Origin of the sequence: Streptomyces sp. NBC_00457 (assembly GCF_036014015.1) — a bacterium.
Classification (GTDB): domain Bacteria; phylum Actinomycetota; class Actinomycetes; order Streptomycetales; family Streptomycetaceae; genus Streptomyces.
The window spans coordinates 2,941,528-2,954,974 of the sequence record NZ_CP107905.1 but is presented as its reverse complement, the minus strand read 5'-3'; the positions used below and the strand labels follow the sequence as shown (position 1 = coordinate 2,954,974).

Annotated in this window: 13 protein-coding genes; 12 read left to right on the top strand and 1 reads right to left on the bottom strand. The window is 70.3% G+C overall.

Annotated features, from left to right (window positions below):
• The first annotated feature begins 2 nt into the window (after positions 1–2).
• The 12 genes from OG828_RS13460 (at position 3) to OG828_RS13405 (ending at position 12,931) form a co-directional block, all read left to right on the top strand.
• Positions 3–1,070 carry a succinylglutamate desuccinylase/aspartoacylase domain-containing protein gene (locus OG828_RS13460; RefSeq protein WP_328501255.1) on the top strand — a complete coding sequence of 356 codons (1,068 nt, stop codon included), beginning with the start codon at positions 3–5 and terminating at the stop codon, positions 1,068–1,070.
• A gap of 219 nt (positions 1,071–1,289) precedes the next feature.
• Positions 1,290–2,420 carry an ABC transporter substrate-binding protein gene (locus OG828_RS13455; RefSeq protein ID WP_328438058.1) on the top strand — a complete coding sequence of 377 codons (1,131 nt, stop codon included), beginning with the start codon at positions 1,290–1,292 and terminating at the stop codon, positions 2,418–2,420.
• Positions 2,413–3,570, top strand: coding sequence for an ABC transporter ATP-binding protein (locus OG828_RS13450; RefSeq protein ID WP_328501254.1), 1,158 nt, complete (start codon positions 2,413–2,415; stop codon positions 3,568–3,570). Before OG828_RS13455 ends, OG828_RS13450 begins: the two co-directional genes overlap by 8 nt.
• A 2-nt stretch (positions 3,571–3,572) precedes the next feature.
• Positions 3,573–4,514 (top strand): ABC transporter permease, encoded by a 942-nt coding sequence (locus OG828_RS13445; protein WP_328438056.1) that lies wholly within the window; start codon positions 3,573–3,575, stop codon positions 4,512–4,514.
• The gene (locus OG828_RS13440) at positions 4,511–5,377 is read left to right on the top strand and encodes an ABC transporter permease (protein WP_328354905.1); all 867 of its coding nucleotides are present in this window, start codon (positions 4,511–4,513) and stop codon (positions 5,375–5,377) included. Before OG828_RS13445 ends, OG828_RS13440 begins: the two co-directional genes overlap by 4 nt.
• Positions 5,374–6,765: an aminotransferase class III-fold pyridoxal phosphate-dependent enzyme gene (locus tag OG828_RS13435; RefSeq protein ID WP_328438055.1), complete on the top strand. Its 1,392-nt coding sequence runs from the start codon at positions 5,374–5,376 to the stop codon at positions 6,763–6,765. The genes OG828_RS13440 and OG828_RS13435 overlap by 4 nt, the downstream gene beginning before the upstream one ends.
• 23 nt (positions 6,766–6,788) lie before the next feature.
• The gene (locus OG828_RS13430) at positions 6,789–7,742 is read left to right on the top strand and encodes a succinylglutamate desuccinylase/aspartoacylase family protein (protein ID WP_328354899.1); all 954 of its coding nucleotides are present in this window, start codon (positions 6,789–6,791) and stop codon (positions 7,740–7,742) included.
• Positions 7,739–9,193 (top strand): aldehyde dehydrogenase family protein, encoded by a 1,455-nt coding sequence (locus tag OG828_RS13425; protein WP_328354896.1) that lies wholly within the window; start codon positions 7,739–7,741, stop codon positions 9,191–9,193. The genes OG828_RS13430 and OG828_RS13425 overlap by 4 nt, the downstream gene beginning before the upstream one ends.
• On the top strand, positions 9,190–10,107 hold the full coding sequence (locus OG828_RS13420; RefSeq protein ID WP_328501253.1) for an aldo/keto reductase: 918 nt from the start codon (positions 9,190–9,192) through the stop codon (positions 10,105–10,107). The genes OG828_RS13425 and OG828_RS13420 overlap by 4 nt, the downstream gene beginning before the upstream one ends.
• Before the next feature lie 44 nt (positions 10,108–10,151).
• Complete coding sequence (locus OG828_RS13415; RefSeq protein WP_328354890.1) at positions 10,152–10,817, top strand: haloacid dehalogenase type II; 666 nt, start codon at positions 10,152–10,154, stop codon at positions 10,815–10,817.
• Between the two features lie 39 nt (positions 10,818–10,856).
• Complete coding sequence (locus tag OG828_RS13410) at positions 10,857–12,140, top strand: NAD(P)/FAD-dependent oxidoreductase (RefSeq protein WP_328501252.1); 1,284 nt, start codon at positions 10,857–10,859, stop codon at positions 12,138–12,140.
• A 206-nt stretch (positions 12,141–12,346) separates the two neighbouring features.
• Positions 12,347–12,931, top strand: coding sequence for a YrhB domain-containing protein (locus OG828_RS13405; RefSeq protein WP_328501251.1), 585 nt, complete (start codon positions 12,347–12,349; stop codon positions 12,929–12,931).
• Here OG828_RS13405 and OG828_RS13400 read toward each other — a convergent pair.
• On the bottom strand, positions 12,913–13,422 hold the full coding sequence (locus tag OG828_RS13400; protein WP_328501250.1) for a DUF3885 domain-containing protein: 510 nt from the start codon (positions 13,420–13,422) through the stop codon (positions 12,913–12,915). The genes OG828_RS13405 and OG828_RS13400 overlap by 19 nt on opposite strands.
• Positions 13,423–13,447: the final 25 nt, after the last annotated feature.

Here is a 13,447-nt window from a genome sequence, read left to right as displayed (position 1 = left end):
CCATGAACGACGCCACGCTCGCCGTCGGCTCCCTGCACGCGCTGCCCGGCACCAAGACCCGCGGTACCCTCCGGGCCGACCTCGGCACCCTCACCGCCGACATCCCGCTGACCCTGGTCAACGGCGCCCGCCCCGGACCCCGGGTCGTCATCACCGCCGGCGTGCACGGCGGCGAGTTCACGCCCATCGACGCCGTCGTACGACTCGCGGACCGGCTGGAACCCGGCGACGTGCACGGGCAGCTGATCATCTGCCCCGTCGCCAACCCTCCCGCCGTCTACCAGGGCCGGCTCAACGTCTCCCCGGTCGACGGCGTGAACATCAACCGCGTCTTCCCCGGCGACCCGGACGGCGGCCCCACCGAGCGGCTGGCCTCCTGGCTCTTCACCCACCTCGTCGACGGCGCCGACGTCTACATCGACCTGCACTGCGGCGGCATCGACCAGGTCCTGAAGGACTTCGTCGGCTACCGCCTCACCGGCGACCCGGACCTCGACAAGGCGACGGCCGAACTGGCCCGCTCCTTCGGCATCGAGGACGTCATCCTGGGGCTGACGGCCGACGGCGGCAACAGCCACGCGGCCGCCGCCCGCCGGGGCATCTCGGCGGTCCTCGTCGAGGTGGGCTCACTCGGGCAGCGGGACGAGCCCACGGCCCTGAGCCGCGTCGACGGTCTCCTCACGGCACTGCGCCACCTGGGCGTCCTCGACCAGGACGGGTCCGCCCCGGCGCCGACCCGTGAATGGGTCTGGTCCGCCGGCGTCACCGCCGAGGCCACCGGCCTGTGGTACCCGGAGTTCTCCCTCGATGCCGACGCCGACGTCATCGGCGAGGTGGCGGAGGGCGACGTACTGGGGCGCATCGTCGACCCGGCCGACGGTACGGAGCACACGGTCCTCGCCTCGGCCGGCGGGCGCATCTTCTACGCCATGCACGGCCTCACCGTCGCCCCCGGCGCCGAACTCGCCGCCCTCGCCGTCCCGTGGGACCCCGACACGGCCACGCGCCCCGACACCCTCCGCACCCCTGGCGCGGGACACGGATCCGACGAGACGGACCCCCGCACGTAGCGCCCTCCCTCCAGTACCGCGCCCCGCAAGGGGCGCGGGGCTGTATCGCTTTGCGGCTCCGCCGCGTGGGCGCGACCAGCCCCCACCGGCCCGACACGCACCCAGCACCTCACCGCCCCGCACCCAGCACCCTCACCGCCCGCACGCAGAGCCCTCACCCCCGCAGGCAGGGCCCACCCCCGTCCCCTTCCCCAGCAGTCCCACCCCAGGAGGCACCCGATGACGAATCGAAATGCGGCTCCGCCGCGTGGCGCCCGGATAGACCGCCGGCTCTTCCTGCGCGGCGTCGGCGGAGTCACGGCGGGTCTCGCCACCGCGTCCGCCCTCAGCGCCTGCGGCACCGGCACCAGCCGCTCCGTCGGCGGCGGCGACGGCAAGAACTCCAAGACGCTCGTCGTCCGCAACAGCGGTGGCACCTACGGCGACGCCAACCAGAAGGCGGTCTACGACGCGTTCACCAAGGAGACCGGCATCCAGATCAAGGTGGTGAACATCGCGTTCGCCCAACTGCTCGCCCAGATCCAGCAGGGCCGCCCGCAGTTCGACCTGATCGACACCTCCATGGCCGACATCGTGCGCTTCAAGGACGAGGACGCCACCGAGGCGCTCGACTACGACCGGCTGAAGAACGCCAAGAACGCGGGCATCGCCGACTCCCTGCTGATGACCCACGGCGTCGGCAAGAACTACTGGGCCAGCGTGATGGCGTACCGCACCGATTCCTTCGACGGCAAGAAGCCCGAGAGCTGGGCGGACTTCTGGGACACCAAGGCGTTCCCCGGCAGCCGCGCCCTCCAGGCCCGTGACGCCGACCTGCCCGAGCTGGAGTTCGCGCTCCTCGCCGACGGCGTGCCCCTGGACAAGCTGTACCCCCTCGACATCGAACGGGCCTTCAAGTCCCTCGACAACATCAAGGGGTCCGTCCGCAAGTACTGGGACACCGGTGCCCTCCCCGGCCTGCTGCTGGGCCGCAAGGAGGTCGTCGCCACCAGCGTCTGGCACGGACGGCTCGACGCCCTGATCAAGGGCGGCTCGCCGATGGCGTACCAGTGGAACGGCGCCCGCCGGCAGAGCAACGGCTTCTGCGTCCCCAAGGACGCGGCCAACCCCGACGCCGCCTACCAGCTGATCGACTTCGCGCTGCGGCCCGACATCCAGGCCGCCTACGCCGAGCTCTACCCGATGGCGCCGGTCGTGCCCGCCGCCTACAAGAAGCTCTCCCCGGCCGCCGCCGGCAACCTGGCCAGCTCGCCCGAGCACCTGAAGTCCGGGTTCGACCTGGACGTCGAGTGGTGGATCAAGAACGAGGCCGCCGTGTCCAAGCGCTGGCAGGAGTGGGTCAATGCCTGAGCTGCACGTGAAATCCCAGCCCCCGTCGTCCCCGGCGCTCTCCACGCCGTCGGGCACCGGCACCGGAAAGCCCCTCTCCGTCACCGATCTGCGCAAGACGTACGGCGGCGTGACCGCCGTCGACACCGTCTCCATGGAGATCGCGGGCGGCGAGTTCGTCACCTTCCTGGGGGCCTCCGGCTCCGGCAAGACCACCACCCTGATGATGATCGCCGGGTTCTGCGAACCGGACTCCGGCAGCATCGTCGCCGGCGGCCGTGACGTGACCCGGCTGGCCCCGCAGAAGCGCGGTCTCGGCTTCGTCTTCCAGCAGTACCTGCTCTTCCCGCACATGACGGTGTGGGAGAACGTCGCCTTCCCACTGCAACTGCGCGACGTCCCCAAGGCGGAGCTGCGCCGCCGGGTCGGCGAGACCCTGGAGATGGCCGGACTCTCCGCCATGGCCCGCCGCCGGCCGCGCGAACTGTCCGGCGGCCAGCAGCAGCGCGTCGCGCTGTGCCGGGCCCTGGTCTACCGGCCGCCGGTGATCCTCATGGACGAGCCGCTGGGCGCCCTCGACAAGAAGCTGCGCGACCAGCTCCAGACCGAGATCAAGCGCATCCAGCAGGAACTCGGCCTGACCGTCATCTATGTGACGCATGATCAGGAGGAGGCGCTGGTCCTCTCCGACCGGATCGCGGTGATGCGGGACGGACGGATCGACCAGTTCGACACCCCGCGCGAACTCTTCGAGCGCCCCGGCACCCCGTTCGTCGCCGACTTCCTCGGTGCGGCCAACTTCCTCCCGGGCACCGTCAAGCAGCAGACCTCCGAGCAGACTCTCGTACGGCTCGACACGGGAGGCTTGCTCGAGGCCCGCCCGCAGCCGGGAGCGGAGGGAGCGCGGGTACGGGCCGCGGTCCAGCCCGGCCGGCTCGCCCTGTGTACGCCCGGCGACGGGTTCTGTACCGGGACCGTGGAGACGGTCACCTACGTCGGCACCCTCGTCCGTGTCACGGTCCGCCCGGCGGGCGACGCAGACACCGGCGCCGACACCGGTGTCGTACGGCTGGAACTCCCGGCCTCAAAGGCCCCGGTCCTCGGCGAGCAGGTCAGCCTGACCGCCCACCCCGACGACGTCAGCGTCTTCGCGGCCGAAGGAGGCGGATGAGCATGGCCGGAACCGTCCTCGCCCCCGCGCCCCCGGCCCCGGGACCCGCGACCCCCACCCCCCGCAAGGGACGCCTCCACCGGCTGCGCCGCGTGCTGTCCGAGCGCCGCACCCGCTTCGGGCTGCTCAACGCCGCCCCCGTCGTCATCTACCTGCTGGTGCTGTTCGTCTTCCCGATCTTCAGCACCCTGCTCCTCAGCTTCAAGGGCGAGGAGGGCGGCTGGACGCTGCACTGGTACACGGACGCACTCCAGGGCTCCAACCTGGAAGTCCTCCTCACCACGCTGCGGATCTCCGCCGAGACCTCGCTGCTGAGCCTGGTCATCGGGTTCCTGCTGGCCGCCGCCGTCTCCCGGCTCAAGCCGCTGTGGGCGGGCCTGGTGATGGTCATCGTCATCGTGCCGCACTTCATCAGCGCGCTGGTGCGCACCTACGGCTGGATCATCCTGCTCGGTGAACACGGCGTCATCAACAACGCCCTGACGGACCTGGACGTCCCCGGCGCCCCGTTCCAGATGCTCTACAACGAGCTGGGCGTGGTCATCGGCACCACCTCGGTGATGCTGCCGTACACCGTGCTGTTGCTGTACGCGGTCATGAAGGGCATCGACCGCAGGCTGCCCGCCGCCGCGGCCAGCATGGGCGCGGGAAGGCTGACGATCTTCCGCCGGGTCTACCTGCCCATGGTCGCCCCCGGCCTGGTCAACGCGGGAATCCTGTGCTTCATCCTCTGCCTCGGCTACTACCTGACCCCCGCCCTCATGGGCGGCCCGAAGCAGACCATGGTCGCCTCGCTCATCAGCGAGCAGGTCATGAAGCAGAGCCAGTGGAACGGCGCCGCCGCGCTCGGCATCATCCTGCTGCTCCTCACCTTCGCCGGTCTGCTCCTGCTGCGGCTCATCAAGGTCGTGACCGAGGCCGCGAAGAATCGAGGTATCTCATGATCGCGCTGCGCTCGACCCTGACCGGGCGGATCTGCCTGACCGTCGCCTCCACGCTGATCCTGCTGTTCCTCGCCCTGCCGATCGTCCTCATCGTCGTCACCTCCTTCGGCAGCGACGCGTTCGGCTCCTTCCCGCCGGACTCCTGGACGCTCGGCTGGTACAAGTCACTGTTCGCCGACGGCAGCAAGTGGCCGGCCGCGCTCTCCCTGAGCGCTCTGGTCGCCTCCCTGACCACCGTGTTCTCGCTCGTCCTGGGCATCACGGCGGCGACCGCGCTGGTCCGCAGCGACCTGCCGCTGCGCACGGCGGTCTACGGCCTCGTCCTCGCCCCGCTGGTGATCCCCCAAGTCGTCGTCGCCCTCGGCCTGTTCCTGCTCTTCGAACCGGCCGCGATGCTCGGCAGCCCGATCGCCATCGCCCTCGGCCACACCGTGCTCGCCGCACCGATCGCCGTGATGATCCTGATGGCCACCCTGAAGGGCATCGACGAACGGCTGGAGGACGCCGCGGCCAGCATGGGCGCGAGCCGTCTGACCGTCGCCCGGCGCATCACGCTCCCGCTGGCCATGCCCGGCATGATCGCCGCCGCGATCTTCTCCTTCATCACCAGCTTCGACGAGTTCTTCATCTCCATGTTCCTGTCCTCGGTGGACACCGTGACCCTGCCCGTCCAGGTCTTCAACGTCCTCCAGTTCGACGTCGACCCGTCGGTGACGGCCATCAGCGCGGTGCTCATCGCGGTCGCCGTCCAGGCCCTCGCCCTGGTCGCCGCCGTACGCCGGCTCGGCGGCTCCGGCAAGCAGGGCGGTCTGCTGCCGACGGAGCCCGCCGTGGGCCTGTCCACCGGGAGTGACCCCGAATGACCACCGGCACCCGCACCCCGGCCGCTGAACTGTCCGCCACCGCGGCCAGACACCTGCTCCTCAACATGACCCCCAACGGCTCGCTCGGCCCCGACGGCGAGAACCTCCTCGTCGTCGAGCGGGGAGAGGGCCCCTACGTCGACGACGCCGACGGCAGGCGCTACATCGACGGCCTCTCCGGGCTGTACTGCTGCCAACTCGGCTACTCCTACGGCCCCGAGTTCGCCGAAGCCGCCGAACGGCAACTGCGCGAACTCTGCTACAGCCCGCTGTGGACCTCCTCCGCGCACCCGACGGCCATCGAACTCGCCGAACGGCTCTCCCGGATCGCCGCCGTCGACATCGAGCACACCTTCTTCGCAGGCGGCGGCGCCGAAGCCGTCGAGACCGCCTGGAAGATCGCCCGCCGCTACCACGCCCTGCGCGGGGAGCCGGGCCGGGTGAAGGCCATCTCCCGCCGCGGCGCCTACCATGGGCTGACCATCGGCACCCTGTCCCTCACCGACGACCCCGGGCTGACGGAGCCGTACGGCCCGCCCGCGATCGACACCCGGTTCGTGTCGAACACCAACCGCTTCGGCCTCGCCCCGGAGTTCGCGGACGACGACCTGTACACGGCCCACCTGCTCGCCGAGCTGGAGGCCGAGATCCTCGCCGAGGGCCCGGAGACGATCGCGATGCTGATCGCCGAGCCGGTGCAGAACCGGGGCGGCTGCATCACCCCACCCACGGGTTACTGGCAGGGACTTCGCGCCCTGGCCGACCGCTACGGCTTCCTCCTCGTCGCCGACGAGGTAATCACCGCCTTCGGCCGGCTGGGGGAGTGGTTCGGCGGTGACCGCTACGGCGCCCGCCCGGATCTCGTCACCGTCGCCAAGGGCATCACGGCCGGATACGCCCCGATGGGAGCAACTCTGGTCAGCGGTCGCGTAGTTGAGGTCATCAACCGGCCGGGCGCCGTCCTCAACCACGGCTACACCTTCGCCGGGCACCCGCTGAGCGCGGCCATCGCCCTGCGCAACCTCGACATCATGGAGCGGGACCAGATTCTGGAGAACGTCCGCGGCCTCCAGGACCATCTCGCGGCGCGCATGAACACGCTCATGGACCTGCCGATCGTCGGCGACGTCCGGGGCACCGGGTTCTTCTACTCCTGCGAACTCGTCGGCGACCTCGACGGCGGCGGTTTCAGCGACCGCGCCCGGGCCGACCTGATCGCCGACCTGATCCCGCGCCGCATGCGCGAGGCCGGCCTGCTGGCCCGCGTCTACAACCGCTCCGCGCCGCTGGTCCAGATCGCGCCCCCGCTGATCAGCGACCGTGCCCTGCTCGACGCGATCGCCGACATCCTCGCGCAGACCCTCGCCGAGGCGTCCGCCCGCATCTGATCCACGTTTCGGAAAGGAACGACATGTACTCCATCGGTCCGCTGACCGTCGCCCCCGGCGAGCGCGCCCAGGGCCTCATCCCGGTCGGCACCAGCAGCTACGGCGTGGAACTCGGCATCCCGCTGATCGTCGTCAACGGCGTCGAGGACGGCCCGGTCCTGTGCGTGGACGCGGGTGTGCACGGCGACGAGTACGACGGCCAGGAAGCCGTCCGCCGGGTCCTCGCCGAACTCGACCCGGCCACCCTGCGCGGCACCGTCGTCGGCATCCCCTGCCTGAACACCCCGGCCTTCGAGGCGGCCGCCCGCGCCAGCGGCATCGACCACCTCAACCTCAACCGCATCTTCCCCGGCGACGCGGAGGGCTCCTACTCCCAGCGCCTGGCCGCCACCTTCGTCGCGCAGGTCGTCCCCGCCATCGACGCCCTGGTCGACCTGCACACCGGCGGCGCCTACGGCGAGATCGCCCCGCTCGTCATCCTCCAGGGCGGCTACGAGGACCTGGCGACCGACCTCGCCCTCGCCGCCGGGCACGAGCTGGTCTGGAAGGGCGGCAAGTGGGGCGGCACGGTCCGCCACCCGACCCTCGAGGCCGGCAAGCCCGCCATCACCATCGAGGTCGGCGGCGGCACCTACCGCGAGGCCAACGTCGAGACGCACATGAACTCGATCCGCAACGTCCTGCGCCAACTCGGCCTGACCGACGGTGAGGTGGAGCTGCGCGACACCTACACCACCGTCTCGGGCACCTTCGCCCGCTCCGCCGCCGGCGGCTTCTTCGTCGCTCGCGCCGAGCCGGGGGAGACCTGCAAGGAAGGCGACCTGATCGCCACCATCACCGACCACTACGGCAACACGCTGGAGGAGGTCCTCGCCCCGCAGGAGGGCATCGTGCTCTGGGTGCGCCGCATCCGTACGGTCCGTCCGGGCGACGAGGTCGTCATCTTCGGCGAGGTCCAAGGGGAGATGCGGCCATGAGCGGTGACACCCGGCTGCTTCTCATCGACGGCAAGCAGGTGCCCGCCGCCGACGGTCGCACCTTCACCGTCCTCGACCCGTCGGACGGGAAGGCCCTCACACGGGTAGCGCTGGCCGGTAAGGCGGACGTGGACCAGGCGGTGGCGGCGGCCCGCGCGGCCTTCACGTCCCCCGAGTGGGCCCGTATGCGGGCAGCCGACCGTGGCCGGATCCTCTACCGGATCGCCGAGGCCATCCGCCACCAGGGCGAACGGCTGGCCCGCCTGGAGAGCCAGGACGTCGGCAAACCGCTCCGCCAGGCCAAGGCCGATGTCGAGGCGGCGGCCCGCTACTTCGAGTTCTACGCGGGCGTAGCCGACAAGCTGGGCGGCACGACGATCCCCCTCGGGCCCGGCCTGATCGACTACACGGTCCGCGAGCCGATCGGCGTCTCCGGCCAGATCATCCCGTTCAACTACCCGCTCCAGAACACCGCTCGCGGGTCCGCCCCGGCACTCGCCGCGGGCTGCACGGTGGTGCTCAAGCCGTCCCCCGAAGCCCCGCTCACCCCGCTGGAGATCGGCAGGATCGCCCTGGAGTGCGGCCTGCCGCCAGGCGTCCTGAACGTCGTCCCCGGCGACGGCGAGACGGGAGCCGCCCTGTCCGGCCACCCGGACATCGACCAGGTCACCTTCACCGGCTCGGTGCCGACCGGCATCAAGGTCGCCCAGGCCGCCGCGGCCAACGTGGTGCCCTCCGTCACCGAGCTGGGCGGCAAGTCCCCGGTCGTCGTCTTCGCCGACGCCGACTTCGATCTGGCGCTGACCGCCGTCGCCGCCTCGGCCTTCGGCAACGCCGGCCAGACCTGCTCGGCCGGCACCCGGCTGCTGCTCCAGCGCGGCGCGGAGGAGTTCCTGGACAAACTGACCGCGTACGCCGCCTCGCTGAGCATCGGCCCGGGACTCACCGACCCGGACATCGGCCCGCTGGTCGCCGCCCGGCAGCGCGACCGGGTGCTCGGCTACCTGGACCTGGCCCGCGAGGAGGGCGCCGTGGCCCGGGCAGGCGGCGGTGCGCCGTCCGACCCGGCCCTTGCCGACGGCTACTACGTCGAGCCGACCGTCCTCACCGGCCTGACCAACGACGCCCGGTGCGCCCGCGAGGAGATCTTCGGCCCCGTCATCACCGTCATCGAGTTCGACGACGCCGACGAGGCGCTGGACATCGCCAACGACAGCCCGTACGGCCTGGCTTCGTACGTCTGGACCCGCGACATCGACAGGGCGATGCGGCTCGCCGAGGGCATCCGGGCCGGCCAGGTATACGTCAACGCCACCGGCGTCGGCACCGGCGTCGAACTCCCCTTCGGCGGCTACAAGCACAGCGGCTGGGGCCGCGAGAAGGGCCTCGCGGCACTCGACAGCTACACGCAGACCAAGAACGTCTGCATCGGCTTCGGGAGCCGGCCATGAGATACCGCCCGCTCGGTGAACGCGGCCCGGCCGTCTCCGTGGTGGGCGTCGGCGGCAACAACTTCGGCTCCCGCCTCGACGAGGAGGGTACAACGGCCGTCGTACACACGGCACTTGATGCCGGGATCACCCTCTTCGACACCGCCGACATGTACGGCGGGCGCGGTGACGGCGAACGGCTCCTGGGCGCGGCGTTGAAGGGCCACCGCGACGAGGTCGTGCTGGCCACCAAGTTCGGCATGGAGATGGGAGCGGAGGCGGACCGGTACGGCCCGCGCGGCTCCCGCCCCTACATCCGGTACGCCGTCGAGGCGTCCCTGCGCCGCCTGGGCACCGACCGGATCGACCTGTACCAGTACCACGAGCCGGACGGCACAACCCCGCTGGAGGAGACGGTCGCCGCGCTCCGCGAACTGGTCGACGAGGGCAAGATCGGCCACCTCGGCTGCTCCAACCTCCCCGCCGAAGACCTCACCGACGCCTTCGTCTCCACCCAGGCCCGCTACCACCTGCTCGACCGAGGCGTGGAGCGGGACCTGATCCCGGCCTGCCTGCGCCACGGCGTCGGCCTGCTGCCCTACTACCCACTGGCCAACGGCCTGCTCAGCGGCAAGTACCGGCGCGGCGAGGAGCCCCCGCCCGGCAGCCGCCTGTCCTGGCGGCAGGGCTGGCTCACCGATGCGGCCCTCGACAAGGCCGAGGCGCTGACGGCGTACGGCGCCGAACGCGGCCTGACCCTCCTCCAGGTAGCCGTCGGCGCACTGGCCGCCCTCCCCGCCGTCGGCTCCGTCATCTGCGGCGCCATGACCCCCGACCAGGTCACCGCCAACGCGGCGGCGGCCGACTGGATACCGAGCCCGGCCGACCTGGCCGCACTCGACGCGATCGTCACCCCCGGCGAACGCGTCGTCTAAACCCTCGAACCCCTCTAGAAACCCGCGAAACTGAGGCGAACACCATGCGAGAGATCGTCACCTTCGACGCCTATGCGACCCTGATCAACTTCGAACTCGCCCCCACGACCCTGAAGGTCCTCGAGGACCGTCTGGACCTGGACAACCTGGACGTCGACGAGTTCCTGGACGACTTCCGCGTCATGCGCTTCCAGGCCGTCCTGGAGGCCTACCGCCCGTACCACGAGATCCTGCACTCCAGCCTGCGCAACGCCATGCGCCTGCACGGCCTGGAGTACCGCGAGTCCGACGGTGACGCCCTCGTCGAGGCCGTCCCGACCTTCGGTCCCTGGCCGGAGGTCCCGGACGCGCTGCGCGCACTGAAGACCAAGTACGAGATCGCGATCATCTCCAACACGGACGACAACCTGATCGCACGCAACGTGCAGAACATCGGCGTCGACTTCGACTACGTCATCACGGCCCAGCAGGCCGGCGCCTACAAGCCGGACCGCCAGACCTTCGAGTACGCCTTCAAGACCATGGGCGTCGAGCCGTCGCAGGTCATCCACACCGCCCAGGGCTGGGAGTACGACCACATCCCGACCCGCGACCTCGGCCTGAAGCGCCGGGTGTGGATCAACCGCTACGGCCGCCTCGGCAGCGCCGACTACCAGCCGTACGACGAGCTGCCCGACCTGTCGGGCCTGCCGAAGCTGCTCGGCTGCTGACACTCCCGGACCCAAGCGACGTATGTGAGGACGCACGCCATGAAGCAGATCCCCTACTGGCTGGACACAGCCCCCGCCCTGCCCGACCGTTCCGGCAAGGACCTGCCCGACGAGGCGGACGTGGTGGTGATCGGCGGCGGTCTCACCGGGCTGTCCACCGCCTACCACGCCGCCCGCAAGGGGGCCAGGGTCGTCCTCGTCGAGAAGGACAAGGTCGGCTCGGGCGCCTCCGGCCGCAACGGCAGCATGTGCACCCAGGGCATCACCATCGCCCCCGCCGAGGCCCGCAAGCGCTACGGCCAGGAGCGGGCCCGCGAGCTGTACGACGCGTTCCGCGAGGCGGTGGACGTGGTCGAGGAGCTCACGGTCAGGGAGCAGATCGACTGCGACTTCCACCGCTCCGGGCGCCTCGGCACGGTCTGCAAGCCCGGGCACTTCGAGGGCCTGCGCGCCAAGCAGCGCGACCTGGCCGACAACTTCGGCCACGAGACGATCGTCCTGAGCAAGAGCGAACTGCGGGCCGAGCTCGGCACGGACTACTACCACGGCGCCCTGCTCGACCCGCTCAGCGCGGGCCTGCACGTGGGCAAGTTCGTCGGCGGCCTGGCGGACGCCGCCGAGCGGGCCGGCGCCGAGATCCACGAGCGCAACGCCGCCACCGGCCTCACCCGCCTCCCCGGCGGCGGCTTCGTGGTGGAGACCCTGCACGGCACCATCCGCGCCAAGCAGGTCATGGCGGCGACGGACGCCTATACCGACAAGTCGATGCCGTGGTTCCGCAAGCGGCTGATCAACGTCGGCAGCTTCATCATCGTCACCGAGCCGCTGGGGGAGGCACGCGCCAAGGAACTCATCCCCAACGGCCGTCTGCTGGTCGCCCACAAGAACGTCGGCCACTACGTCCGCCTCACCCCGGACAACCGCCTCGCTTTCGGCGGCCGGGCCCGCTTCGCCCCCTCCAACCCCGCCTCCGACGTCAAGAGCGGCGACATCCTCAAGCGCGAGATGACCGAGATCTTCCCGCAGCTCGCGGGGGCGCGCATCGACTACGTCTGGGGCGGCACGGTCGGCTTCTCCTGGGACCGCATCCCGCACGCCGGTGACGTCAACGGCCTGTACTACTCCATGGGTTACTGCGGCCACGGCGTCCAGATGGCCACCTACATGGGCCGCGCCGTCGCCGAAATGATGGACGGCAGGCCCGAGGCCAACCCCCTACGCGGCCTCGGCTTCCCCAAGGTCCCCGTCCCCTTCTACAACGGCACCCCCTGGTTCCTGCCCTTCGGCGGCGCCTACTACAAGGCGAAGGACAAGCTGCTCTGATCCGCCGCCGACAGCGATGACACGGCGGGATCCTTCCACGAAACAGTTGTGGAAGGTCCCGCGGCGTCCGCCCCTCAGTTATCCCGGAACTCCTGCGCGACTTCGCTCACTTGCGTGAACGAACCCGACTGAAGCTCATCTTGCAGGCACTACGGGCCGCAATCCGGCTCTTGGTCGAAACCGGGCCCGTACGGGATGCTGCACGCGTGATCGAGCGAGAAGCCGCCGTTCGGGCCGTCGAAGAACAGCTGGAGCGCGACTATCAGCAGTGGCGGGCTGTGAGCACGGACGCGGTGAGGATGGCTGTGGTCCGTGTCGAGGAGCACGAACTGGTGTGGATCGTCTCCTGGACCTCCGAGCAGTTCGTACGCACCCAGAACTCGGAGTTCATGCTGGCTGGCAACGGGCCGTACCTGGTCGACCGTGTCGACGGCGGCCTGCACCAGATCGGCGTCGTCTCCGCGGTAACCGGAGCGTGGGAGGACGACTACCGAGCCCGGATACGTGGGCTGCCGGTGAGCACCGCAGTAGACGAACTGCACGAGGCGCTATGCGGAGTCGCCGCTACGCGCGGACGCATGCACGCTGTGCGGACACTGCGCCAGAGGCTGCCTGTGCTCTCGCCTGCGGAGGCCATCGAATACGTGAGCGCGTTGCTGGACGGTGATGCGCCCGCACGCCTCGTGGCCGTTGCCACCAAGGAACTCGTGGAGCCTCTCAACCCGGTACTCGCGGTGAAGACCATTCTGAGCGGGGCGGCGATCCGAGCCGGTCAGAGACCCGCGGGATGACTGGAAAGCCAGTCGCCATACCGATCGCGCATCCGGTCCCGTTCCTCGGAGGTGGCGAGGAAGGCGTCGGCGCCACCGTCGTAGGGGTGGTGGATGCGCTGCATGCGGGTGTCGGTGATGAGGATTCCCGCCCCCTTGTCGTCGGCGATGTCTCGGAGGGACTCGTCGATGCAGCCTCGCCGCCAGGGCCGGCGGGCGGCGAAGAGGTGGCACGTGCGGAACTCAGGGTCAGGATCGTCCTTCACCAGCAGGCTCTGCCCATACCCCGTGACGGGTTGCGATGACGGCATCTCGGCTTCGGTCGTCCAGAGCGGAGTGATCACGTACACGTCCGCACCAGCGAACAACTCATCGAGGACGGTGTTGTAACGCTCCAGGACGACGGTGTACTCGCTCTCGCCCTCCGGGTACCGCTTCGACTCCGGCAGGCTGTGAAAACGTACCCAGACATCCCGATACGGCTCACGGAGTTTGTCCCAACCGGAGGGCAACTAGGGCCTGTTTCAAAGCCTGCCT

Coding starts and splice junctions, on each gene's coding strand:
- OG828_RS13410 (WP_328501252.1), top strand. CDS start 10,857: ATGAAGCAGATCCCCTACTGGCTGGACACAGCCCCCGCCCTGCCCGAC.
- OG828_RS13440 (WP_328354905.1), top strand. CDS start 4,511: ATGATCGCGCTGCGCTCGACCCTGACCGGGCGGATCTGCCTGACCGTC.
- OG828_RS13430 (WP_328354899.1), top strand. CDS start 6,789: ATGTACTCCATCGGTCCGCTGACCGTCGCCCCCGGCGAGCGCGCCCAG.
- OG828_RS13415 (WP_328354890.1), top strand. CDS start 10,152: ATGCGAGAGATCGTCACCTTCGACGCCTATGCGACCCTGATCAACTTC.
- OG828_RS13420 (WP_328501253.1), top strand. CDS start 9,190: ATGAGATACCGCCCGCTCGGTGAACGCGGCCCGGCCGTCTCCGTGGTG.
- OG828_RS13445 (WP_328438056.1), top strand. CDS start 3,573: ATGGCCGGAACCGTCCTCGCCCCCGCGCCCCCGGCCCCGGGACCCGCG.
- OG828_RS13450 (WP_328501254.1), top strand. CDS start 2,413: ATGCCTGAGCTGCACGTGAAATCCCAGCCCCCGTCGTCCCCGGCGCTC.
- OG828_RS13460 (WP_328501255.1), top strand. CDS start 3: ATGAACGACGCCACGCTCGCCGTCGGCTCCCTGCACGCGCTGCCCGGC.
- OG828_RS13425 (WP_328354896.1), top strand. CDS start 7,739: ATGAGCGGTGACACCCGGCTGCTTCTCATCGACGGCAAGCAGGTGCCC.
- OG828_RS13435 (WP_328438055.1), top strand. CDS start 5,374: ATGACCACCGGCACCCGCACCCCGGCCGCTGAACTGTCCGCCACCGCG.
- OG828_RS13455 (WP_328438058.1), top strand. CDS start 1,290: ATGACGAATCGAAATGCGGCTCCGCCGCGTGGCGCCCGGATAGACCGC.